This window comes from Sinomonas sp. R1AF57, assembly GCF_002224485.1.
GTDB lineage: Bacteria > Actinomycetota > Actinomycetes > Actinomycetales > Micrococcaceae > Sinomonas > Sinomonas flava.
On record NZ_CP022463.1, the window covers coordinates 2,472,283 to 2,493,889 of the forward strand.

Annotated in this window: 22 protein-coding genes and 1 pseudogene; 12 read left to right on the forward strand and 11 right to left on the reverse strand. The window is 71.2% G+C overall.

The genetic code is table 11. The features are described from left to right. Positions 1–5: 5 nt before the first annotated feature. The 6 genes from CGQ25_RS11330 to CGQ25_RS11355 form a co-directional block, all read right to left on the reverse strand. Positions 6–593: an HD domain-containing protein gene (locus tag CGQ25_RS11330; RefSeq protein WP_208709768.1), complete on the reverse strand. Its 588-nt coding sequence runs from the start codon at positions 591–593 to the stop codon at positions 6–8. Continuing rightward, complete coding sequence (locus CGQ25_RS11335) at positions 590–1,363, reverse strand: NAD(P)-dependent oxidoreductase (protein WP_208709770.1); 774 nt, start codon at positions 1,361–1,363, stop codon at positions 590–592. Before CGQ25_RS11335 ends, CGQ25_RS11330 begins: the two co-directional genes overlap by 4 nt. Further along, positions 1,348–1,974: an RraA family protein gene (locus CGQ25_RS11340; protein WP_208709772.1), complete on the reverse strand. Its 627-nt coding sequence runs from the start codon at positions 1,972–1,974 to the stop codon at positions 1,348–1,350. The genes CGQ25_RS11335 and CGQ25_RS11340 overlap by 16 nt, the downstream gene beginning before the upstream one ends. A 34-nt stretch (positions 1,975–2,008) precedes the next feature. Next, a complete protein-coding gene (locus tag CGQ25_RS11345) occupies positions 2,009–2,764 on the reverse strand; it encodes an amino acid ABC transporter ATP-binding protein (protein ID WP_208709774.1) in 756 nt (251 codons plus the stop codon). Continuing rightward, positions 2,761–3,627, reverse strand: a complete 867-nt coding sequence (locus CGQ25_RS11350; protein WP_208709776.1) for an amino acid ABC transporter permease — start codon at positions 3,625–3,627, stop codon at positions 2,761–2,763. The genes CGQ25_RS11345 and CGQ25_RS11350 overlap by 4 nt, the downstream gene beginning before the upstream one ends. 98 nt (positions 3,628–3,725) lie before the next feature. Beyond that, positions 3,726–4,637 (reverse strand): transporter substrate-binding domain-containing protein, encoded by a 912-nt coding sequence (locus tag CGQ25_RS11355; protein WP_208709777.1) that lies wholly within the window; start codon positions 4,635–4,637, stop codon positions 3,726–3,728. Positions 4,638–4,926: 289 nt separating this feature from the next. Here CGQ25_RS11355 and CGQ25_RS11360 point away from each other — a divergent pair, with 289 nt between their 5' ends. The 5 genes from CGQ25_RS11360 (at position 4,927) to CGQ25_RS11380 (ending at position 9,348) form a co-directional block, all read left to right on the forward strand. Further along, positions 4,927–5,208 (forward strand): hypothetical protein, encoded by a 282-nt coding sequence (locus tag CGQ25_RS11360; protein WP_208709779.1) that lies wholly within the window; start codon positions 4,927–4,929, stop codon positions 5,206–5,208. 60 nt (positions 5,209–5,268) lie between these two features. Beyond that, entirely contained in the window at positions 5,269–6,387 is a 1,119-nt protein-coding gene (locus CGQ25_RS11365) for an FAD-dependent monooxygenase (RefSeq protein ID WP_208709780.1), read from the forward strand. A gap of 7 nt (positions 6,388–6,394) precedes the next feature. Further along, the gene (locus CGQ25_RS11370; RefSeq protein ID WP_208709783.1) at positions 6,395–6,763 is read left to right on the forward strand and encodes a DUF3467 domain-containing protein; all 369 of its coding nucleotides are present in this window, start codon (positions 6,395–6,397) and stop codon (positions 6,761–6,763) included. After that, positions 6,760–7,437, forward strand: a complete 678-nt coding sequence (locus CGQ25_RS11375; RefSeq protein ID WP_208709785.1) for an SGNH/GDSL hydrolase family protein — start codon at positions 6,760–6,762, stop codon at positions 7,435–7,437. Before CGQ25_RS11370 ends, CGQ25_RS11375 begins: the two co-directional genes overlap by 4 nt. A gap of 213 nt (positions 7,438–7,650) precedes the next feature. After that, the gene (locus CGQ25_RS11380; protein WP_208709787.1) at positions 7,651–9,348 is read left to right on the forward strand and encodes a phospholipase C; all 1,698 of its coding nucleotides are present in this window, start codon (positions 7,651–7,653) and stop codon (positions 9,346–9,348) included. A gap of 105 nt (positions 9,349–9,453) precedes the next feature. On the opposite strand, the gene CGQ25_RS11385 is transcribed toward CGQ25_RS11380, so the two are convergent. Beyond that, on the reverse strand, positions 9,454–9,699 hold the full coding sequence (locus CGQ25_RS11385) for a hypothetical protein (protein ID WP_208709789.1): 246 nt from the start codon (positions 9,697–9,699) through the stop codon (positions 9,454–9,456). Positions 9,700–9,903: 204 nt separating this feature from the next. Here CGQ25_RS11385 and CGQ25_RS11390 point away from each other — a divergent pair, with 204 nt between their 5' ends. Both CGQ25_RS11390 and CGQ25_RS11395 read left to right on the forward strand, forming a co-directional pair. Beyond that, a complete protein-coding gene (locus CGQ25_RS11390; RefSeq protein WP_208709791.1) occupies positions 9,904–11,565 on the forward strand; it encodes a phosphodiester glycosidase family protein in 1,662 nt (553 codons plus the stop codon). Positions 11,566–11,639: 74 nt separating this feature from the next. Further along, positions 11,640–14,138, forward strand: a complete 2,499-nt coding sequence (locus tag CGQ25_RS11395) for an alkaline phosphatase family protein (protein WP_208709793.1) — start codon at positions 11,640–11,642, stop codon at positions 14,136–14,138. A 116-nt stretch (positions 14,139–14,254) separates the two neighbouring features. Here CGQ25_RS11395 and CGQ25_RS11400 read toward each other — a convergent pair whose 3' ends face one another. Genes CGQ25_RS11400 through CGQ25_RS11410 form a run of 3 tightly spaced genes read right to left on the reverse strand, consistent with a single transcriptional unit; the run spans position 14,255 to position 17,049 of the window. Then, positions 14,255–15,817, reverse strand: a complete 1,563-nt coding sequence (locus tag CGQ25_RS11400; protein WP_208709795.1) for a bifunctional ADP-dependent NAD(P)H-hydrate dehydratase/NAD(P)H-hydrate epimerase — start codon at positions 15,815–15,817, stop codon at positions 14,255–14,257. Between the two features lie 53 nt (positions 15,818–15,870). Continuing rightward, the gene (locus CGQ25_RS11405) at positions 15,871–16,221 is read right to left on the reverse strand and encodes a holo-ACP synthase (protein ID WP_208709797.1); all 351 of its coding nucleotides are present in this window, start codon (positions 16,219–16,221) and stop codon (positions 15,871–15,873) included. A 30-nt stretch (positions 16,222–16,251) separates the two neighbouring features. Next, positions 16,252–17,049, reverse strand: a complete 798-nt coding sequence (locus tag CGQ25_RS11410) for a dioxygenase (protein ID WP_208709799.1) — start codon at positions 17,047–17,049, stop codon at positions 16,252–16,254. A 278-nt stretch (positions 17,050–17,327) separates the two neighbouring features. Here CGQ25_RS11410 and CGQ25_RS11415 point away from each other — a divergent pair, with 278 nt between their 5' ends. The 5 genes from CGQ25_RS11415 (at position 17,328) to CGQ25_RS11435 (ending at position 21,187) form a co-directional block, all read left to right on the forward strand. After that, the gene (locus CGQ25_RS11415; protein WP_208709801.1) at positions 17,328–18,158 is read left to right on the forward strand and encodes an endonuclease domain-containing protein; all 831 of its coding nucleotides are present in this window, start codon (positions 17,328–17,330) and stop codon (positions 18,156–18,158) included. Between the two features lie 270 nt (positions 18,159–18,428). Further along, entirely contained in the window at positions 18,429–18,992 is a 564-nt protein-coding gene (locus CGQ25_RS11420; protein WP_208709803.1) for a DinB family protein, read from the forward strand. Between the two features lie 91 nt (positions 18,993–19,083). Then, positions 19,084–20,055 carry a polysaccharide deacetylase family protein gene (locus CGQ25_RS11425; protein WP_208709805.1) on the forward strand — a complete coding sequence of 324 codons (972 nt, stop codon included), beginning with the start codon at positions 19,084–19,086 and terminating at the stop codon, positions 20,053–20,055. A gap of 64 nt (positions 20,056–20,119) precedes the next feature. Next, positions 20,120–20,404 carry a hypothetical protein gene (locus CGQ25_RS11430; RefSeq protein WP_208709807.1) on the forward strand — a complete coding sequence of 95 codons (285 nt, stop codon included), beginning with the start codon at positions 20,120–20,122 and terminating at the stop codon, positions 20,402–20,404. 441 nt (positions 20,405–20,845) lie between these two features. After that, positions 20,846–21,187, forward strand: coding sequence for a hypothetical protein (locus CGQ25_RS11435; RefSeq protein WP_208709809.1), 342 nt, complete (start codon positions 20,846–20,848; stop codon positions 21,185–21,187). A 145-nt stretch (positions 21,188–21,332) separates the two neighbouring features. Here the strand turns inward: CGQ25_RS11435 and CGQ25_RS11440 are convergent. Next, a pseudogene (locus CGQ25_RS11440) lies at positions 21,333–21,607 on the reverse strand (hypothetical protein); the annotation flags it as partial.

A 21,607-nucleotide genomic window follows, 5' to 3' on the forward strand; every position in this document is an offset into this window, starting at 1 on the left:
GTCCTTCAGACTCGTTGGAAGAAGGGGACGGTGCCGGCGGCCAGGCGGAACGCGTGGTCGCAGGCGAAGAGGTCGGCGTAGTGGAGGACCCAGGCCTCAGGACCGTCGGTCCTGACCGGGCTCGTGGTGGTGTGGGTGCGGACCAGGGCCACGACGTGGTCCGGAAGGCCGGCCTCCTTCAGCAGCATCGCGCCGAGGACCCCGTGGGGCAGCCCCGCCCGGGACGGATCCGGGACCACATCGGTGCCGGCGCGGGTGTAGAGGAGCGCCTTGTCGATGTCGTGGAGCACCAGCGCCGCCAGCAGGACGTCCTGGTCCAGGGCAACGCCCCACCGCCCGTGGGCGTAGTCCGCCAGGAGGACCCCGGCGTCGGCCACCTCGTTGGTGTGGTCAAGGAGCCGGTACTCCGGGGCCTGGAGCGAGTAGGGCATCTCTTCGAGCGTGCTGTGCGTGCTGGAGAGCCACGCGCTGACCCACGCAGTGACAGCCTTCTCCCGCAGGTCCGGGTCGATCTCCGCGAGCCTCGGCATCGCGGCGATCACCTCCTGCCGCTGCCTCGGGTTCCCTGCCTGGATGGTGTAGAGACCGCTCATGCGCTCTTCAGCGCTGACTCTGCAAGGGCCAGGAGGGACTCGTGCGCCGCCGCACTCATGTGCGAGGGTGCGCCGAGGGCCTGGCAGTAGTCAGCCACCACTGCCATCTCATCGGCCCGGCGCTCGGCGTGCTTGGCAGAGCCCGTGATGAAGCGGTCGATCGTCGCCTGCCCGTCTCCAGCGAGCTCGGCGGCGATCTGTCCGCGCACCCACTCCTCGTAGCCGGCTCGGTGTCCCGCTTCGACGGCCTCGCAGACCACGGCGGCGAGCCCCTTCATGACGATGCTGCGCAGCAGCTTGTGGGCCATCGCATCCCCGAGCGCACCATGGACCACCTCGACCGGCGCACCCATGGGCCGCATCAGCTCGGCGATCCGGGCTGCTCCCGGCCCGGCTGCCATCAGCGGCGTTGACACACCGAGGGAGATCACGGGACCGAGGATCGCGATGTCGGCTGCCTGGACCCCTGCGGGCAGCACCTGCTCGAGGGCGAGCTTGGCCGACGGCGCAGCGGAGGTGAAGTCGGCGTAGACGGTGCCCGGGGCAAGGTGTGGCGCCGCATCGCGCGCCACCGGCAGCGAGGCGCGCGCCGTCGTCATGACGATGACGACGTCGGCCTGTCCCACGGCCTCGGCCATGCTCGCGGCCCGGCGCAGCTCGGGGGTGGGGATGGGGGCGACGTCGTATCCGAGGACGTCGTGGCCCAGGCCCTGGAGGGCGTGGGCGTAGGTGCGTCCTGCCTCGCCGAGACCGATCACCGTGCAGCGCATGCGGCCACCTCCTCCGCGTTGTTGGCCGCCGCGAGGATGGCGCGCATCCTCTCCGCCTCGTCCTGCTGGACTGCCTCGGCGGCCAGCAGGATCTCCTCTGCCCTGGCGCTGGGCACGACCACCGCGCCGTCGGCGTCGCCGACCACGATGTCGCCGGGGAGGACCGCTACGCCCCCCACGGCCACCGGGCCGCCGAGCGCCCCAGGTCCGTTCTTGTAGGGGCCGGCGGGTGAGGTGGCGCGGGCGAAGACGGGCATGCCCACCTGCTCGAGGCCGACGGCGTCGCGCACGGCGCCGTCGATCACGAAGCCGGCGATGCCGGCGTTGCGGGCGCGGGCACCGATGAGGTCCCCCATGAGGGCCCGGGACTCGTCGCCCTGACCGTTGACGACGATGACGTCCCCGGGTGCTGCCTCGGCCAAGGCCCGGTGGATGTAGGCGTTGTCCCCCGCACGGGTCCAGACCGTGAAGGCCGGCCCTGCGAGGCGGCCTCCGGGCCATACGGACTTGATGGCGGAGTCGAGGACGCCGAGGCGCTCCATGGCGTCGCCGATGTTGGGGGTGGGCAGCGCTGCAAGGCGCTGGCTGAGCTGTTCCGTTGTCAGTGACATGATTCTTGGTCTTTCCGGTAGTGCAGGGGGTCGGTCAGGCGAGGCGGAGGAAGGCGCGGGCGCGGTCTGTCCCGGGGCTGTCGAAGAACTGGGCAGGCGTGGCGTCCTCGACGATGTGCCCGTCGGCCATGAAGACGACGCGGTCCGCGACCTGGCGGGCGAAGGCCATCTCGTGGGTGACGACGATCATCGTCATGCCGTCCTGGGCGAGGGAGCGCATGGTGTCGAGCACCTCGCCGACCAGCTCGGGGTCGAGGGCCGAGGTGGGCTCGTCAAAGAGCATCAGGTCGGGCTCCATCATCAGGGCCCGGGCGATGGCGACGCGCTGCTGCTGGCCGCCCGAGAGCTGGGCCGGGTACGACTTGGCACGGTTCGAGAGTCCGACCTTGCCCAGGAGGCGGTGGGCCTTCTCCTCGAGCTCCGCCTTGCCGCCCAGCCAGTGGGCGCGGGGGCCGAGCATGAGGTTGTCGCGGACATCCAGGTGGGGGAAGAGGTTGAACTGCTGGAAGACCATGCCGATCTGCTCCCGCTGGGTCGCAGCCTCGCGCCCGCTCAGGTCATGCAGCTTCCCGCCGTGCACCTTGCGCCCGATCAGGGTGCCACCTACGGAGACGTGGCCCTTGTCCGGCATGACGAGCCCGTTGACGCAGCGCAGGAGCGTGCTCTTCCCGGACCCGGAGGGGCCGAGGAGGCAGACGACTTCCCCCTGGCCGACGTGCATGTCGATGCCCTTGAGGATCTCGTTCTCGCCGAAGCTCTTGTGGACGTTGACGATGTCGACGCTGCTCATCGCGTGGCCTCCTGGGCGTTCACGGGGGTCTCGGCCGGCCGGGCCTTGCGCTTCTGCTGGCGCTGGGCACGGGCGGTGCGGCGCTCGATGATGTTCTGCCCGAGGGTCGCAGCGCTCGTGACGAGCAGGTACCAGATGGCCGCGACGATCAGGAGTTCGATGGTCCTCAGGTTGTAGCCGGAGATGTTCTCGGCCTTGCTGAGGATGTCGCCGCCGGCGATGACAGAGACGAGGGAGGTCTCCTTCAGCAGGGTGATGAACTGGTTGCCTGCGGGCGGGATCATGACGCGCAGGGCCTGCGGCAGGATGACCTTCCGCTGGGCCTGCCACCAGGTCAGGCCCAGGGCCGAGGACGCGAGGTGCTGGCCCTCGTCCACCGACATCAGGCCCGAGCGGATGATCTCCGCCAGGTACGCGCCGTTGGCGATCGACAGGGCCACGACCGAGGCTGCGAACGGGGAGAGCACGTCGTTGGTGGGCGCCGAGAAGAGCGTCAGGCCGGTGCCCGGGATGCCGAGGCCGAGCCGCGGGGCGAACAGGGCCAGGTTTCCCCAGAAGAGGATCTGGATCAGGGCCGGGACGCTGCGGAAGACCCACACGTAGAGGCTGCCCACCGTGCGGAGGACCGGGTTCGTACTGAGCCGGAAGAACCCGAACAGGAGCCCGATCGCCGTGGCGCCGACCATGGAGAGGATCGCGAGGACCAATGTCTCTCCGAGGCCTTCGAGGATCAGGCCGTCGGAGAGGTACTGGCCGACCACGTCCCATTCGAGCTGGGGGTTCTGCGCGAGGGACTTGACCACGCCGAAGGCGATGGCTGCGAGGACGGCGACGGTGAGCCAGCGGCCGTAGTGCCTCTTCACGGCTACGGTATCCGGAACTTCCAGACGCGGGCCACGGGCGGGGGCAGCCACGGCGGTATCCGGGCGGTTGAGTGAGGGTTGCATGAGGGCCTGCTTCATCACATCGGGATCTGGTCGTTGATCTCGGCCTTGTCGACGGCCATCGTCGCCAAGTCCCACTTGTCCAGGATCTTCTTGTAGGAGCCGTCCGCGATCATGGCGTTGAAGGCCGCCTGGAACGCCTCGGTGAGCTGCGAGTACTCCTTCGGGAGGGCGACGCCGGTCTCCCGCGTGGCGAGCTTGCCGACGAGGGTGGCGGCCATGCTCTTGTCGGCCTTGACGGCCAGCTGGATCTGCGGGGTGGAGTTCAGGAACGAGTCGATGCGTCCGGCACGGATCGCATCCTGCCCGGCGTTGAAGCTCGGGAAGTACAGGTACTGCAGTTCGGGCTTGCCGGCGTCCTGGCATTCCTTGTTGATGGAATCGGCGATGTTCTTGTTCACCGTCGAGCCCGTGGTCAGGCCGAACCGAGTGCCGCACGCATCAGTGTCCGACGCGTAGTCCTTGCCTGCCGGGACCAGGAGGCTCGAGGACGCCTTGTAGAAGGCGAGCAGGTTCACCACTCCGTTGTTCTCAGGCGTCTTGCTGATCTGCGCTCCGGCGATCTCGACCCGCTTGGACTGCAGGGCCGGGACCAGGCCCGAATACGGGATCTGGGACCACTTGATTGAGAGGCCCAGCTTCCCGGCGGCCCCGTTGAGCAGGTCGATCAGGACACCGTCCGGCTTGTTGCCCGGGGCGTAGAAGTTCATCGGCTGCGTGTCGAACGAGGCCCCTCCGGCGAGGGTGCCCTTCGACCGGATATCGTCCGGCACCAGCTTGGACAGGCTGGGGTCCACGCTGCTCGATGCGCCGGCCGATGCGCCAGCCGCAGCGCTATTCGCAGCCGTGCTGTTGCCGCAGGCGCCCAGCATCAGGGCCAGGGAAGCGACCGCGCCCAGGGTGACGGTATTGCGGATCAATCTCTTCATCGACATCTTTCCTCGGTTCAGCAGCCGCCATTGGCTGCGCCTAGCTATCACCGTGTGATAGGAACTATCAGTGGATACAGTGTGCTGGACCACATTGGCGGATGTCAAGGCACGCAGCATCCCGGCAGCATCCCGGCAGCATCCCGGCAGCGTCACAGCGGCGCCCTTCCGCCGAAGGGGACAGCTGGGGTCGGCGTATGATGCTGAATGAAGGTCTCCCGGCGTCTGCCGCTGGACCTGGGTCGAATTTCTTCGCCGGCTCGGCCGGCATCTTGATGGGGGACACATCATGAAGTGGCGTTATGCCCTGCCTTTTTCCGTCTGCGCTGCGCTCGTCGCGGCCGCGATCCTCGGATCCGGGGAGGAGGTGCCAGAGGCCACCGCCGTCGTGCTCTGGGCGGGTGCGGGAACGTTCGGTTTCGTCTATGGGCTCGTCGTCGCCCTGACCTCCCGGCGCGGCGCGCCGCGCACCCGGGGCCCGCTCGCCGCGCGCGCCACGGCCCCGGCGACGCCGCTCCCCGCGCCAGCACCCCCAGCCGCGCCCGCGCCGGAGCTGCAGCCGGCCACCTGACCTCAGGACCGCTCGCGAGCGGCCCGAGCAGCCGCGACTGCTGAGCAGTAGCGTGGAGGCATGAAAGGCACAGCAGCCATTGTTGGTGCCGGCATCGCAGGCCTCGCCGCCGCCCGCTCGCTCACCCTGGGCGGCTGGGACGTGCAGGTCCTCGAGCGCAGCAGCACCCTCTCCACCTCCGGCACGCTCATCGGGGTCTGGCCCACGGCCTACACGGCGCTGGAGCGCCTCGGCGTCGCGGGCCGCCTGCAGTCCATCGACATCACCTCCGGCACCCTCCTCCGCCCGGACGGCCGGGTCCTGGCCAGCCTCACGCTGCCGCTGAAGTCCCACGCGGTGAGCCGGATCAGCATCAACGAGGGCCTCTACGCGGGCCTCCCCGAGGGCACCGTCCGCTTCGGGGCCGCCGTGCGCTCCCTCGCGGACCTGCCCCAGGCGGACGTGGTCATCGCGGCCGACGGCGTCCACTCCTCCGTGCGCGCCGCCGCCTTCCCCGAGGCACGCCTGAGGGACGGCGGGACGGTGGCCTTCCGCGGCGTCGCCCCCGTCGCGAGCACCGGGCCCACCGAGACGTGGGGCCGCAACCTCATCTTCGGCCGCGCGCCCTTCCCCGGCGGCGGCTCCAACTGGTACGCCGGCGTGCGCGCCGACCTCGCCGGCACCCGCGACGACGATCCCCTCGCCGTCCTCCAGGCCCTCTACAGAGACTGGCACCCGGCCGTCCACGAGGTCCTGGACTCCCTCGCGCCCGGGGACATCGACCGCCGCCGCATCGAGGACCTGGCCCCACTCAAGAGCTACGTCTCCGGGAACATCGTCCTCGTCGGCGACGCCGCCCACGCCATGTCTCCGCACCTGGGCCGCGGCGGGTGCGAGTCGCTCGTCGACGGACTCGCCCTCGGCGAGGCCCTCCTGGCCGCGCCCAGCGTCGGGGAAGGCCTCGCGCGGTACGACGCCGAGCGGCGTCGTCCGAGCCAGAAGTCCGTCCTCGGCTCCCGCGTCATGGCGCGCCTCACCAACCTCCAGTCCCACCCGTGGGCCCGCGACACCCTCGTCGCAGCGGTCGGCGCGCTGCTCGCACTTCGCGTAGCGCGCCGGGGTCCGCCGGCTCGCCCGAGCGGGCCGCGCCGTGAGCCGGGCCGGACGGCACTTCGCGTAGCGCGCCGGGCTGCACCATGATGGGGGGATGACCGACGACGAACTACCCAAGGTCTTCCAGATCTCCCTGCCAGAGGAAAACATCGAGGGCCGGTTCGCCGACTTCGCGAATCTGTGGCACACGCCGAACGTGTTCGTGCTCGACTTCGTCGCCCTGACGCAGCCCCCGACCCCCGGCGAGGGGCCGGACGGCACCCCGTCCGAGCTCATCCCCGGCCGGGTGGTGAGCCGCATCCGGATCCCCCCGGAGCAGGTCTTCGAGCTCGCCGCCGCCCTCACCCGGCAGCTGGGGCTGTGGGAGCAGGAGACCGGGCGGAAGCCGCCGGCGCGGCCGCTGTTCGACTCCCAGGGCCGTGAGATCCGCATCGACGACGAGGGCGTGGACGGCGAGCCGTGAGCCGGCGCACGCGGTGGGCGGCCGCGCTCGTGGGCGCGTTCGCCGTCGTGCTCGCGGCGGCCGCGGTGACCGCGCCGCGATGGGTGGGCGCGGGCTTCGACCCGCGGCAGCTGTTCCGCGGCGCGGCGCCGGCGGGGACCGAGACCGTCAGCGTGCTCGGTGACTCGCACTCGGGCTGGCCGGGCTCGTGGTTCCGGCAGTCCGTGGGCGACGGCGGTGTTCCCGGCGCCCAGCTCGGCACCCTCGCCTCCTACCCCGGCTGGACCTCCGTGGCGCTCCTGACCCGCGTGCCCGAGGCCACCCGGCGCGGCGGGACGGTCTTGGTGCAGGCCGGGACCAACGACATGCTGCTCGCCGGCTCCTCCCCCGCCCGGGCCGCGGACGACGTCGAGCGGCTGGTGGGCGCTGTCGGCGAGCGCGGCGTGCGCCCCATCCTGGTCTCGGTGCCGCCCTCGGCGACCCAGGGGCCGCAGGTACTGCAGCTGAACACGCTCCTGCACGGCTGGGCCGACGAGCGTGGGATCGGGTGGCTGGACGTCACCTCCACCGTCATGGTCCCTGATGGGACGTGGCGCGCGGGCCTGAGCGACGACGGCATCCACGCGAACGCCGCGGGCGGATCCCTGATGGCCAAGGCAGTGATGGCGGAGCTCCCGGCGCTGCTGCGCGGCTGACGTCCCCTCCTCGCCGGAAACCGGTTGTTCACCGCCGGTTCAATTCGCGCCGATAGCGTGCCGAGGGCACACGGAACCGCGACGACACTCCGAGTCCTGCCGTCAAGCAGAGGGGGCACGCTGCGGCTGGGGCGCCTGGTTCCGGTACCCGCACCTGTGGGACCCGCCGGGAGACCGATCCCGGGCGGTAGGCACCGAAACGATTGGACTCCCATGCACAACCCCTCACGGCCTCGGCCGCGCCGGCGCCTTCTGGCTGCCACCGGCGCCGCCGCCCTGGCCACCACTGCCCTGACCGCCGGGGCCTTGGGCCTCGGCTCCGCGCCGGCCACCGCCGGCGAGCAGGCGTCCACCGCGACCCCTATCAAGCATGTGGTGGTCATCTTCGGGGAGAACGTCTCCTTCGACCACTACTTCGCCACCTACCCGAACGCGAAGAACGCCTCGGGCGAGACGCTGCAGGGCTCGACTGCGAAGGCCCCCTCGTTCACCGCCTCCGAGGACACGCCGAAGGACATCGCCACGCTGTCCCACGATGGCCTCCTGGCCCCGAACAACCCGAACACGGTCCAGCCCGACCGGCTCAGCCCGATGCAGGCCGTCACGTGCGACCAGGACCACACCTACACCGCTGAGCAGAAGGCGTACAACGGCGGGGCGATGGACAAGTTCGTCCAGTTCACCAGCCGCGACGCGTGCGCCCCCGGCCAGTACGGGCGCCCCGGCCTGACGATGGACTACTACGACGGGAACACCGTCACCGGCATCTGGAACTACGCCCAGAACTACGCCATGAGCGACAGCCACTTCAGCACCGTCTTCGGCCCCTCCTCCCCCGGCGCGATCAACCTCGTCTCCGGCCAGACCCACGGGACCCGAGAGTTCACCGCCACTGGCCAGCCCGTGGTGCCCACCGCGAGCGACTACACCGTGCGCGTCCCCGACGCCCAGGGCGTGGGGACGATGATCAACGACCCCGACCCGGTCTACGACGACTGCTCCAACAACAGCCACGCCAAGGCCAACAACCTGGCCGGGATGACCGGGAAGAACATCGGCGACCTGCTCAACGACAAGGGCGTGAGCTGGGGCTGGTTCCAGGGAGGCTTCACGCCGACCACCGCGGCTACCGACACGGCCCCCGCCGCGTGCCTCGCCAAGCACAGCAACGTGGCCGGGGTCTCCAGCACGGACTACAACCCGCACCACCAGCCGTTCCAGTACTACGCCTCCACCGCCAACCCGCACCACCTCCCCCCGGCCAGCGAGGCGGAGATCGGGCACAGCGGCCAGGCCAACCACCAGTACGACCTCACGGACTTCGACAAGGTCGTCAACAGCTCGAACATGCCCGCAGTCTCCTTCCTGAAGGCCGCGAACTACCAGGACGGCCACGCCTCCTACTCGGACCCGCTGGACGAGCAGAACTTCATCACCGCCCAGATCAACGCGATCCAGAACTCCCCGAACTGGGACTCCACGGCGATCGTGCTGGCCTACGATGACTCCGACGGGTGGTACGACCACGTTGCCGCCGCGGTGAAGAACTCCTCCAACAGCGCCGACGACGCCGCGTGGTGCCTGGACGCCTACAACAAGGGCGTCCCGGAGGCCGGCGGGTACGCCGACCGCTGCGGGCCCGGGCCGCGACAGCCGCTGCTGGTCATCTCGCCCTACGCCAAGAAGAACTTCGTGGACCACACGCAGACCGACCAGGCCTCGATCCTGCGCTTCATCGAGGACAACTGGGGCACCGGCCAGATCGGCGACGCGTCCGCCGACGCCGGCGCCGGCTCACTCGAGGCGATGTTCAACTTCCACCACGAGCGCAAGGACAAGGTCTTCCTCGACGAGCAGACCGGCGCAGTCGCCTCCATCACCCACGCGAACAACGGCGGCGGAAACGGCTGACCGCATGGGGTCGCTCTGACCCCCTGAGCCGAAAAGGCCGGGCCGGAACCTTGTGGTTCCGGCCCGGCCTTGTCGTCTCTCCCCGCCCTCTCGTGGACGGGTCGGTCAGGCCGGCCCGACGGTCAACCCGTCCGAAGGGTGGAGCATGCGCCGGCGGTCGCCGTCGGCGACCACCCACACCGCCCCGAGATCGCCGGTGAGGTCGTCGAGCCGGCCCTGCACGCTCCTCCCGTCGGGGAACCGCACGACGACGCGGTCGCCCGCCCCGACCTGGTGCCAGGAGGAATCCGGTTCCGTCGTCTGAATGGAAGGTGCCTTCTCGTCTTTGCCGGCATGCCGGTTGCGTGTCATTCGCGCCATGTTCTGCCGGTTCCCACGCCTAGAAGCCGCGAAACCGCGCTGGGGGTGAACTCATGGTGAACCCTCAGGCGGCCGGGCCGATTACCGCCGAGGGCGTGAACGCGCCGTGAACACCTTTCCGTGCGGCGCCAAGGCTCGGTGAACAGTTGCGAAACAGGGCCTTCAGAGCTTGGCGGCGCGCCTACGCTGGACGCCGTGTCTGCTCCCTTCTGGAACTCCCCCCGCCTCTACGCCGCCTGTGCCGCCGCCGCGGCCACCGCCCTCATCGCCCCCGCGGTGCCTGCATCCGCCGAGACCGCCCCCGCCGCAGTTTCGGCTGCCCCGGCCCAGTCCTCGCATCTCGACCTCGGCGCCCCCGACCTCCCCGAGACCCGCACGGCCGCCCAGCTCGCCCCCGGCGTGACCCGCACCTCGATCACCCGCGGCGCCCCCAGCGCCTCGCTCTTCTGGACCGCCGAGGTCGCCATCCCCTCCGACTCCCCCGACCCCGACGCCCCCGCAGCGGCCCTCTCCAGCCAAGCGGCCGCCGAGCGGACCGCCGACCGCCTCCGCGCCGCGGGCGTGGAGGCCCGCGTGGAGTCGGTCGACTCCCCGCAGCTGGCCGACGCCGGCGGCCATCTCGGCTACCGCGTCCGCGCCGGGAACTTCGGAGCCAAGGCCGACGGCGCCGCGCTCGTCGCGCAGATCAAGGCCGCCGGCTACGCCTCGTCGCTGGTCTACACCGGCTGGGACGGCGACTCGGCCAGCGGGGACAACAGCCACGGACAGTGGAAGCTCGAGGTCCTCACGATCGACCCCCGGGAGTACACCGGCCAGCTGAGCGCCTCCTTCGGCCCGGACCTGCAGGGCCGCGAGACCGTCAGCGCGCTGGCCCAGGCCGAAGGCGCCCTCGCCGGCGTCAACGGGGGCTTCTTCACCTTCGATCCGAAGGCCGGTGCCGAAGGCGACCCGGCCGGCGTCGGCGTCTACGGCGGCCGCACGCTCAGCGAGCCGGTCGGCGACCGGCCCGCACTCGTCGTCGACGGCCAGCACAACCGCACCTCGGTGGAGCGCCTCGCCTGGCGCGGATCCGTGCGCGCCGGCGATGATGAGCTGGTCCTCGACGGAATCGACCGGGTGCCCGGCCTCATCCGCAACTGCGGCGGCACCGGCGACAGCCCCACCTCCCTCCCCCTCCACGACGTCACCTGCACCGACTCGGACGAGCTCGTGGCCTTCACCGCCGACTTCGGCCCCCAGACCCCCTCGGGCGATGGGCTCGAGGTCGTCCTGGACGGCTCCGGGCGCGTTTCCGAGGTGCACGAGCACCGAGGCATGGCCGTCCCCGCAGGCGGCCGCACGATCCAGGCCACCGGGTCCGCCGCCGCCCAGCTGCACGCGCTGGCCCCCGTGGGGCGCCAGCTCCAGCTCAGCACCGACCTGCTCGACGGCCACGGCAAGGCCCTCACCGCGGACAAGTCCACGAGCGTCGTCAACGGCGGCCCCCTGCTGATCCAGGACGGGGCGGAGAACATCACCGCACGCCGCGACGGGATGGTCCACACCGGGGACAGCAACAGCTTCTACTACGGCTGGGTCCACAAGCGGAACCCCCGCACCTTCGCCGGGGTCGACGCCCAGGGCCGCACCCTCATCGTCACCGCCGACGGCCGCCAGACCGACCGCCTCGGCCTGAGCATCAAGGAGACCGCGGACGTCGCGGCCTCGCTCGGCATGGTCCAGGCCATCAACCTCGACGGCGGGGGCTCGACGGCGATGGTCGCCGACGGCGCGCTCGTCACCAGCCCGTCCGGAGGGTCCGAGCGGGCCGTCGGAGACGCGCTCCTCGTCCTCCCGGGGCGCAAGGCCGCCGACTGACGCCTCCCTGACGGTCACCCGGACGTCACCGAAGGACGGGACGCAGTTAAGCTGCCCTCCGTACTGTCACGGGTATGACAAGACTGTCAAAGACCTCCCGCAGAACCATCGTGGCCACGGCAGCCCTCGCCCTCGTGGGCGGGGGCATCGCCGTCGCCGTCGCGCCCCACGTCGCCGGGCCCTCCGGAGACGGCACCGCGGTCACCCCGACCGGCCAGCGCGTCACGCCTTGGGGCGAGCAGACCGTTCTGGGCGACCTCCCGCTGAACTCGGCCCTCTCCCCCGACGGCAAGCGCCTCCTCGTGACCAACAACGGCCAGGGCACCCAGTCGCTCCAGCTCGTCGACGTCGCGGACCGCGAGGTCGAGCAGACCCTGACGTACAAGACGCCCGAGTCCCTCTACGTCGGGCTCGCCTGGAGCCCGGACGGCACCAAGGCCTACGCCTCCGCTGCGGCGAACGCCAAGATCCGCACCTTCGCGTACGACGGCGGCAAGCTCACCGAGGGCGCGCCCCTCGCCCTCCCGACCAAGACGCCCGACGGCAAGGCCCTCAACCTCTACCCTGCAGGCCTCGCCGTCACGCCCGACGGCGCCAAGATCGTCGTCGCAGACCAGCTCGGCGACGCCGTCTCTGTCATCGACACGGCCACCGGCGCTGTGCAGACCGCCCCGGCGGGCAGCAAGCCCTTTGCCGTGTCCCTCTCCCCGGACGGGAAGACCGCCTACGTCACGAACCAGGGCGGCTCCGACGTCAGTGTGGTCGACGTCTCCGGTGACCAGCCCGCCGTCGTGCGTACGCTCACCGTCGGGCTGCACCCGAACAAGTCCACGATCACCGGTGACGGCAAGACCCTCTTCGTGGCCAACGGCGACGCCGACACCGTCAGCGCCGTCGACACCGCCTCTGGCGAAGCGAAGACCATCAGCCTCTCGCCCTACCAGGACGCCCCCGTCGGCACGAACCCGACCGGGCTCGCGCTCGACGAGCAGGGCGGGCGGCTGTTCGTCGCGAACTCGGGCAACAACGACGTCGCGGTGGTGAACCTTGCCGACAGCAGCGTGGCCGGCGTCATCCCGAGCGCCTGGTACCCGTCCTCGCTGGCCTTCCGCGACGGCGCGCTCCACGTGACCAACGCCAAGGGCCTCGGCGCCGGGCCGAACGACGGCCCCGGCCACCCCGACCCCACCTCGCCTGACAAGACCGCCGAGGACCAGTACTCCGGCTCCATGATCAAGGGCACGCTCAGCAGCTACACGGTCCCGACCGGCGGCGAGCTGCAGAAGGCCACCGAGCAGGTCAAGAACAACAACCGGCCCGCGACGACGGGTGTGGGCGCCGTCGTGCCTGCCCAGCCCGGCGGGCAGAGCCCGATCAAGCACGTGATCTACGTGGTCAAGGAGAACAGGACCTACGACCAGGTGCTCGGCGACATCGGCAAGGGCAACGGCGATCCGAGCCTGACCCTCTTCGGCGACGACTCCGCCCCCAACACCCGGGCCCTCGCGAAGCAGTTCACGACCATCGACAACTTCTACGCCGACGCCGAGGTGAGCGCGAACGGCTGGAACTGGGTGACCCAGGCCAACTCGAACCCGTACGCCGAGCAGATGTGGCCGGCCAACTACTCCGGCCGCAAGGCGCCCTACCCGAGCGAGAACAGCAACCCTGAGACCGCGGCCCAGGAGCCGGGCAACTCGTACGTGTGGCAGCGGCTCGACAAGGCGGGCGTGAGCTTCCGGAACTACGGCTTCTTCGTCAACAACACCGCCAACGGTGCCGTCGCCTCCGACCCGGTGCTCGACGCGAAGACGGACCGCGCCTACCGCGGCTACGACCTCAAGTGCCCCGACTCGACCGGCACCTTCGCGCCGCTGGCCGCCAACTGCGGCACCCCGCGCGTGGACGAGTGGATCAAGGACTTCACCGGCCAGGTCTCGGCTAGCACCGTGCCGACGGTGCAGTTCGTCCGCCTGCCGAATGACCACACGCAGGGCACCAAGGCCGGTGCGCCGACGCCGCAGGCGTACGTCGCGGACAACGACTACGCGCTCGGCCGGCTCGTCGACACCGTCTCGCACTCTTCGGTCTGGAAGGACACGGCGATCTTCGTGACGGAGGACGACGCCCAGAACGGCGCCGACCATGTCGACGCCCACCGGACCCTGGCGCTCGCCATCAGCCCGTACACGCAGACGGGCAAGGTCGACTCGACGTTCTACAGCACGGCTTCCATGGTGCGGACCATCGGGCTCATCGCGGGCTTCAAGCCGCTCACGCAGTTCGACGCCTACGCGACGCCGATGAGCGCCTCGTTCACAGCGAACCCGAACCCGGCAGCGTACACGGCGGTCAAGCCCAGCTACCCGATGACGGCGCTCAACGGTGCCAATGCGCCGCTGGCCGCGCAGTCCTCGGCCCAGGACCTGACCAAGGAGGACCAGATCAACGAGGCCACGTTCAACGAGGCGATCTGGAAGTCCGTCAAGGGCGCGGACTCCGAGATGCCGGCGCCGCAGCACCACGTGATCGGAGCGGGCGCCGCCCCGGCTGCCGGGGACAGCGACGACTGAGTCCGGTTCCTGCCGCCAGCGCAGCCGCCGCGGGTCCGCCCGTGGCGGCTGCGCTGTCCCGTGCGGGCAGCGGACGCGCCGCCCGGTATGAGCCGGTGCCGGCCAGGCGCGTGGATCTACAGGGCAGCCAGTGCCGCGCGGACGGCCGGGGCTAGTTCGCCCGCACCGTACGGGCCGTCCACGGCGGCGAGCCGGCCGGCAAGGCCGTGCACGAGGGCTGCGAGGGCCGCGACCTCGACGGGGCGGGGGGCTTCGCTGCCCTGAGCGGTGCCGTCCTGGGCCGTGCTGCTCTGAGCGGTGCCGGTCGTGGCGAGGAGTGCCCCGAGGATGCCGGTGAGGGTGTCGCCGCTGCCTGCGGTCGCGAGGAAGGGGTGGCCCTGTCCCTGGACGAACGCGGTCCCGTCCGGCGCGGCGCATACCGTCGCGGGGCCCTTGAGCAGGACCGTCACCCCGAGCCGGGCTGCGGCCTCGCGGGCCCAGTGCAGCGGCGCGGCCTCGATCTCCCCGCGCTCCGGGGGCTCGAGGTCCGTCTCCCCCGCGGCGAACGTGCCGAGCAGGGCCGCGAGCTCGCCCGCATGGGGCGTGAGGACGAGGTGCTCGCCGGCCACGGTCCGGTCCTCCGCCAGGCGGACCATGACCTCGCCCAGCCGGGCATCCTCCCAGTGGGCGCGGTTTCCCTGCTCCTCGGCGAGCATCCGGCCGAGGATCTCCAGCGCGGAGGCGTCCACGACCGCGGGGAGCCCCGAACCGAGGGCGACGTGGAGCGCGTGGTGCTGGTCGTCGTCGTCCGCGATGCCCGGGCCGGCCGCCCACGCCTGAACCCGGCCCTGCGGCGCCCGGGTGCCCACCACCTCGGGGTGGGCGGCGAGGACGAGGTGCCGCACGGCGTCGGGCGCGACGAGCCGGACCATGCCCACCCCTGTCGCGAGGGCGCCCGCGGTGGCGAGGACGGCGGCGCCCGGGTACGCCTCGGAGCCGGCCACGAGGCCCAGGACTCCGCGGGAGTACTTGTGCCAGTCGGGGCGGGGAGTGGGGAGGAGGCGGGCGGCGTCGGCGGGCTCGAGGAACGTCACGTCGGGAGCGGGCAGGTGCGGGCCGAGGCCGATGTCGACCACCTCCACCGCGCCGGCGAGCGCCTTGCCGCGGCCCACGAGCAGGCCGGTCTTGAGGGCACCGAACGTCACGGTCAGGTCGGCGGGCCAGACGCCGTCGCCGGCCGCGCCGGTGTCCGCGTTGAGGCCGGAGGGGACGTCGCAGGCGATCACGAGCGCGTCCGGGCGCGGGGCCGGGGCGCGGAACTCGCCGGTGAAGCCGGTGCCGAGGACGGCGTCGATGACCACGTCCGCGGGCTCCAGCTCCTCAGCCACGCGGCCGCCCGCCGCGCGGAGTGCGGCGAGGCCCTCGGTGTGGGCTGCGCCCGAGGTGAGCACCGCCGTCGTGCGCACACCGCGGCGGGCCAGCTCGGCGAGCGCGAAGAGCGCGTCGCCGCCGTTGTTCCCCTTGCCGACCAGCGCGGCAACCCGGGTGCCGTACACGCTTCCGCGCCGGGTCCGGAGGGCGTTGACGACGGCGAGCGCGAGCCCGTGCGCGGCCCGCGCCATGAGCGCCGGGCCCTCATCGGACTCGAGGAGCGGACGTTCAGCGGCGCGGACCTGGGCGCCGGTGTAGGCCGTGATCATGGGGCGAGTCTAGGCCGTGGGGCCGGGGCTTGAGTTGCCAGCTGGGGGGCGGGTCAGCCCTCGGCGACGACCATCGCGGTGGCGATCCCGCCGTCATGGCTCATGCTCAGGTGCCACGTCTTCACGCCGTTGGCCTTGGCCACCGCGAGCACCGTGCCCTTCACCTGGATCTCCGGGCCCTTCGAGCCCAGCCCGATCCAGCAGTCCTGCCAGTTCATGCCGGCCGGGGCGCCGAGGACCTTGGCGACGGCCTCCTTCGCCGCGAAGCGGGCGGCGAGGGAGCGGGGGTGGAGATCGCGCTCGGCGGGGACGAAGAGCCGCTCGCGCAGCCCCGGGGTGCGCTCGAGCTGACGCTCGAACCGTGCGATGTCCACGACGTCCACGCCGATGCCGATGATAGCCATGCGGCTACTCTAGCGGGCCGCCACCCCAGGTCAGGTGAGCGTCCAGGACCGCTTGGAGAGGCCGAACCAGAAGCCGTCGATCGCGGTCTGGGCGTCGATCCCGCCCGAGGCCGAGGCCGCACCGAGCGCGACGTAGAGCGGGGCCCAGTGCTCGGAGCGGGGGTGCGCCTCGCGGGCGGCGGGGGCCTTGTGGATGAAGTCCAGGATCGCGTCGACGTCGCCGCGGGCCATGGCCTCCTCGGCCCAGTGGTCGAACTCGGAGGACGCGGCCGGCGGGGTCCCGTCCGGGCCGGCGGCCGGGTTGAACCAGCGGAGGTTGTGGGTCGTGAAGCCCGAGCCGACGATCAGGGTGCCGCGGTCGCGCAGCGGGGCGAGGGTGCGGCCGAGCTCGAAGAGGCCCTTCGGGTCGAGGGTGGGCATGGACATCTGCACCACCGGGACGTCCGCCTTGGGGAACATCTCCTTGAGCGGGACGTACGCGCCGTGGTCCAGGCCGCGGGTCTCGTCACGCTCCACGTGGTGGCCGTGCTGCGAGGTGAGCTTCTCGACCTCGTCCGCGAGCTCCGGGGCGAGCGGGGCGTCGTAGCGGACGTCGTAGTACTTCTGCGGGAAGCCCCAGAAGTCGTAGACCAGTTCCTGCGGGCGCTGCGTGGCGCTCAGGCTCACGGGGGCGTTCTCCCAGTGCGCCGAGATCATGAGGATGTCCTTGGGCTTGGAGAAGGTCCCGGACCAGTCCTTGAGCTCCCGGGTCCAGGTGCGGTCGTCGGCGAGGGGCGGGGCGCCGTGGCTGAGGAACAGGATCGGGGGGCGGGTGGCGGTGGCGGTCATGGTTCTAGGGTACGGGCATTTGGTTGACGTTTCAAGTAAATGAGATGTGGGCGCGGGTGTTCTGTTGGTCACGTGGTGGTTCTGGCCCAGCCCGGGCCTCGCCCGTCCGTTCCTGCTCGCTTTGGGGCTGCCGGTGCCGGCTGCTGCGGCGAGTCGCGTCCGACTCGCCGAGGCGCAGGGGCCAATGCGAGCAGGAAGGGACGCACTCCGGAGCCCACTTGTCCACATAGGCCCGCACTCCCCTGCGCCCGAGCCCGCCCGGGAGCTGACATGGCCTCATGGAACCGGTCCAATACCTCCGATCGCTCGGCGGCGTGGCGCGCACCGCGACCCTGCTCCGAGCCGGCATCACCAAACGCCAAGTCGCCGAACTCGCCGAGCTGGGCAGCAAGCCCGTCAGAGGGGTCATCGCCCTGCCCGGCTGCGACTCGGACTACCTCTTCGCCCTTGCCCACAACGGCCTCCTCACCTGCGCCTCGGCGGCCACGCGGCACGGGCTGTGGATCCGGGACAGGCCTGCGCGCCGGCATCTGGCCGTCACCCACGCCCGCGTGAAGGCCTTCGTCCCCCATCGGACAATCCGCTTTCCGGCGCATGAGCACCTCCCGGTGGCATCTGTGGCGGACACGGTGCTGCACGCGCTTGGATGCCTCGAACTCTCGGAAGCGGTCTCCGTGGCGGAATCGGCCGTGAGGAGCCGCCGGGTGCAGCTGCCCCTGCTCAAGGAGCTCCTGGCTCCCAACCGGAGCGCCCGGGCTCGGCACGCACTTTCGCTGGTCACCGGCACTGCCGGCTCGCAGCCCGAGGTGGAAGCCAGACTCCTGTTCATCGCGAAGGGCTGGCGCGTGGTGGCCCAGGCCCAGATCCCCGGCGTGGGCCGAGTTGATTTCCTCATCGAAGGCATCGTCATCGTCGAGATCGATGGCCACGCCTTCCATGCCGACCGGGGCTCCTTCGTCGAGGACCGACGGCGAACGAACGTGGCCCTCCTCCGCGGCCACCCCACGTTGAGGTATCCACCTGAAGTGGTGTGGCGGGACCCCGAGAGGATCCTGCGCGAGGTGGAGGAGCTCCTCCTCAACTGGAGGATGGGGCGCCGGGGCCGGTGATGGGGTGCGCGGTGACGGCGCATCCAGGTGCTGGGGAGCCCGCGGGTACGCCCCTGAGAGAAGGCGTGTCCGCTTATGCTCGGTATGGGCTCCTCCCGACGGCGGTTCGGCAGGGACACGCCGGAGTGGGCCAGCTCGGAACCTTCAAAGTGAGCAGGAACGGACGTCGACCGGACGGCTGGCACCCTGCACCCTGCAACCCGAGCGCTGCAACCCGCGCACCCCGCCCACCACCTCCCCAGACCCCCGCCCCCGGATTAGGGTGGCCCCATGAGCGGCGAGCACCAGTGGGCCAAGGACATCCTCGAGGACGGCTTCGAGCGTGTGCGGGAGAGTGTGGAGCATGTGCTCCTCGGCCTCTCCCCCGAGCACCTGCTCCACCGGCCAGGACCTAGCGCGAACTCCATTGCGTGGATCGTGTGGCACCTCACCCGCGTCGAAGACGACCACATCGCCAGCCTCATCGACGTCTTCAACGGCGCAGAGCCCCCGGCCCGGGGCACCCACGAAGCCCCCGAAGGCCAGGTCTGGCCCGAGTGGGCGGAGCGGTTCGGCCTGCCGTACCCGGTGACTGCGACAGGCTACGGTCACCGCCCGGAGGACGTCGCCGCGTTCAGCGCCGGGGATGCGGACCTCCTGCGCGAGTACCACGAGGCCGTCCACGCGCGGGTCCTCGAGGTGGTCCGGAGCCTCCGGCCCGAGGACCTGGGCCGCGTCGTCGACCGTCGCTGGACCCCGCAGGTGACCGCCGCGGTCCGGCTCGTGAGCATCCTCAATGACGCGACCCAGCACGTCGGGCAGGCAGCGTACGTCCGAGGGCTCGTCCTCGCCTGAACGGGCCGCCCCTCAGCCATGGGACCTGCGACCCTCCCTCTCGCTTCCCCGCCGGAGTAGTGTCGTAGCACAGGAGTGCTAGGAGCACACCATGGCGGTTCTTGCGGGTCGGCGTCTGGCGCTGGTCATCGGCGCGGCGCTGGTCCTTGTGCTCGTCGCGGCGGCGGTGGCCATCGCCGTCGTGCGCAATGGCTTCCTCGGGCAGTCCCCCACGGCGCAGCCGACCGCGAGCGCAAGTGCAAGCCTGACCCCGTCCCCCAGCCAGAGCACCGCCTCCATCGCCTCCGGCGAGCCGACGGCCACGCCCTCCGACAGCGGCGCCCCGGTCCCCGAGCCGCCGCCGAGCGACGTTCCGGCCCCCGCTCCGCCCCAGCCGGGCTCGCCCATCCCGAGCCCGGCCCCCGCCCCTCCGCCGGCGACGGCGCTCCCGCCGGGCCTGCACGGGATCGACGTCGAGCGGTTCATCACGTCCCAGCGCGTGGTGGCACTGACGTTCGACGCCGGCGGCAACGACGCCGGCCTGGCCAGCATCCTCGGCACCCTCGCGGCGCAGGGAGTCAAGGCCACATTCTTCGTCACCGGCACCTGGGCGCAGGCCAACCCGGCCAAGGTCGCCCAGATCGCGGCCGCCGGCCACCGGATCGGCAACCACTCGATGACCCACCCCTACTTCACGCAGAAGACCGACTCGGAGATCACCGCCGAGCTCGCGGGCGCCCAGCGGGCCATCCTTGCCGCCGGCGCCGACCCCCGGCCGTTCTTCCGCTTCCCCTACGGCGACCGGGACGCCCGTACCATCGCCGCCGTGAACGCGAACGGGTACGCGGGGATCCGGTGGACCGTGGACTCGCTCGGCTGGCAGGGCACGATGAAGGGGACGCGGGGGCCGTCGTTCGTGGTCCAGCGCGTCATGGCCACGGCCCAGCCCGGGCAGATCGTCCTCATGCACGTCGGCTCGAACCCCGACGACGGCTCGACGCTCGACGCCGACGCCCTCCCCGCGCTCATCGCCCAGTACCGCGCGGCCGGGTACGGCTTCGTCACCCTGGACGTCCTCCTCTGATGGGGCCCGCACGCGAGCCGCGCAGGGGCGAGGGCTCTGGTGCCCGGGCTTCGATGACCTCAGAATGGGAAGTACAGCCGAAGAGGTGATCAAGATGCGCTGGCTCCGATTGTTCAAGCCCTCGGGCTCGACGCGCCTGCACTGGTCGGGCGTTCCCACGCACGGGATGGGCCGCGACACCGCGATGCCCAACCTCGCCGCCGCCCAGAACCCCGGCCCGGGCGTGGGACACGTGGTGAGCGGGGACCGGTACCGGCCCTCGGACGACGCCGCCGACCCCGCCGAGAAGGAAGGCCACGACCTCTCCGACGGCAGCCCGAAGCGCAGGTGGGGGCGCCGGAAGGGCTAGAGGCCGACCCAGGCTGGCCAGAGGCACAGATGCCGAGGAGGAAACATGCTTGCAGCAAGCTCCGTGCTCCGCCCTCCAGGGATCGCCGGCAGAACCGAGACGGCCCTTCAAGGGGTGGACTCCGAGCCTTCACCGGGCACCCCGCCCGACCCCACGGCACCGCCAGGGGCACCGGACCCGACAGCACCGCCAGGGGCACCGGACCCGACCGTCCCGGAAGAGCCGTGGACACCGCCGGACCCCGCCGTCCCCCACGAGCCGTGGACCCAGCCCGACCCGACGGTCCCCCCGGAGCCCTTCGCGCCGCCGTCGCCCATCCCCTAGACCCAGCCGGAGCAGCCGGTGAGCGCCACAGCACTCAGCTTGGGACGTTCTCCGCGCACAGTCCCGGTTCTAGGATGCGGGCATCCATCGCCGGGGACCACAGAGAGGACATGAACGATGGCCGTTATCGAGCGGGTACGCGAAGGGATGCATGTTGTCGGACCCGACGGAAAGAAGATCGGCAAGGTCGAAGACCTCAAGATGGGCGATCCGGAGGCAGTGACCGCGGACGGCCAGACGGATCCCGAAACCGGGGGTCTCGCCGGCACTCTGATCGACGATTTCGCCCAGACCTCCCGACTGCCCCGGCACGAAGCCGAGAGGCTTCTTCGGCTGGGCTATGTCAGGGTCGACAAGTCGGGCCTGTTCGGAGGCCACGAATACGTGGCCTCGGACGAGCTCGACCGGGTCGAGGGCGACACGCTCTGGCTCAAGGCAGGGCGGCGCGCTGACCGGTGATCGCCCCCGCTGAACAGCGCCGTTAAACGCCTCTCGGGCACGAGGCGCGCCTGGCGCCGCGTACCCGAGAGCTCGTATTCGCGATGTGATGTCTCGTGAGTTCGTGGACGGTTCATGTCTCAGGTGAGTGTGGACTTTTCGTGTCTCAGGAGTCCGTGGACGGTTGGTCCGGTGCAGGACGCTTGAGGCCGCTGCGCGGGACGAATCTGGTGCCTCGGGGCGGTCGTGGGTGGGAGAGGATCTCGGTGCCTTCCTCGTCGTAGAAGGCGATGGTGCGGTGGTCGTGCAGAACACGGACTTCCTTGCCGGCCCACGCGGCGCCGAGGAGGAAGTGGCAGTTGAAGACCGTGACGACGCCCTTGGGGCGGCTGCCGGTGCGGATGGTGGCCTCGCGCCCGTTCAGGGCGTCGGCGGTGGGCT

Excerpts from the sequence above, each read along its gene's own strand:
- CGQ25_RS11380 (WP_208709787.1), top strand. The coding sequence starts at position 7,651 with ATGCACAACCCCTCACGGCCTCGGCCGCGCCGGCGCCTTCTGGCTGCC.
- CGQ25_RS11420 (WP_208709803.1), top strand. The coding sequence starts at position 18,429 with ATGAGCGGCGAGCACCAGTGGGCCAAGGACATCCTCGAGGACGGCTTC.
- CGQ25_RS11405 (WP_208709797.1), bottom strand. The coding sequence starts at position 16,221 with ATGGCTATCATCGGCATCGGCGTGGACGTCGTGGACATCGCACGGTTC.
- CGQ25_RS11360 (WP_208709779.1), top strand. The coding sequence starts at position 4,927 with ATGAAGTGGCGTTATGCCCTGCCTTTTTCCGTCTGCGCTGCGCTCGTC.
- CGQ25_RS11385 (WP_208709789.1), bottom strand. The coding sequence starts at position 9,699 with ATGACACGCAACCGGCATGCCGGCAAAGACGAGAAGGCACCTTCCATT.
- CGQ25_RS11335 (WP_208709770.1), bottom strand. The coding sequence starts at position 1,363 with ATGCGCTGCACGGTGATCGGTCTCGGCGAGGCAGGACGCACCTACGCC.
- CGQ25_RS11370 (WP_208709783.1), top strand. The coding sequence starts at position 6,395 with ATGACCGACGACGAACTACCCAAGGTCTTCCAGATCTCCCTGCCAGAG.
- CGQ25_RS11355 (WP_208709777.1), bottom strand. The coding sequence starts at position 4,637 with ATGAAGAGATTGATCCGCAATACCGTCACCCTGGGCGCGGTCGCTTCC.
- CGQ25_RS11415 (WP_208709801.1), top strand. The coding sequence starts at position 17,328 with ATGGAACCGGTCCAATACCTCCGATCGCTCGGCGGCGTGGCGCGCACC.
- CGQ25_RS11430 (WP_208709807.1), top strand. The coding sequence starts at position 20,120 with ATGGGAAGTACAGCCGAAGAGGTGATCAAGATGCGCTGGCTCCGATTG.
- CGQ25_RS11340 (WP_208709772.1), bottom strand. The coding sequence starts at position 1,974 with ATGTCACTGACAACGGAACAGCTCAGCCAGCGCCTTGCAGCGCTGCCC.
- CGQ25_RS11365 (WP_208709780.1), top strand. The coding sequence starts at position 5,269 with ATGAAAGGCACAGCAGCCATTGTTGGTGCCGGCATCGCAGGCCTCGCC.
- CGQ25_RS11410 (WP_208709799.1), bottom strand. The coding sequence starts at position 17,049 with ATGACCGCCACCGCCACCCGCCCCCCGATCCTGTTCCTCAGCCACGGC.
- CGQ25_RS11395 (WP_208709793.1), top strand. The coding sequence starts at position 11,640 with ATGACAAGACTGTCAAAGACCTCCCGCAGAACCATCGTGGCCACGGCA.
- CGQ25_RS11435 (WP_208709809.1), top strand. The coding sequence starts at position 20,846 with ATGGCCGTTATCGAGCGGGTACGCGAAGGGATGCATGTTGTCGGACCC.
- CGQ25_RS11345 (WP_208709774.1), bottom strand. The coding sequence starts at position 2,764 with ATGAGCAGCGTCGACATCGTCAACGTCCACAAGAGCTTCGGCGAGAAC.
- CGQ25_RS11425 (WP_208709805.1), top strand. The coding sequence starts at position 19,084 with ATGGCGGTTCTTGCGGGTCGGCGTCTGGCGCTGGTCATCGGCGCGGCG.
- CGQ25_RS11330 (WP_208709768.1), bottom strand. The coding sequence starts at position 593 with ATGAGCGGTCTCTACACCATCCAGGCAGGGAACCCGAGGCAGCGGCAG.
- CGQ25_RS11400 (WP_208709795.1), bottom strand. The coding sequence starts at position 15,817 with ATGATCACGGCCTACACCGGCGCCCAGGTCCGCGCCGCTGAACGTCCG.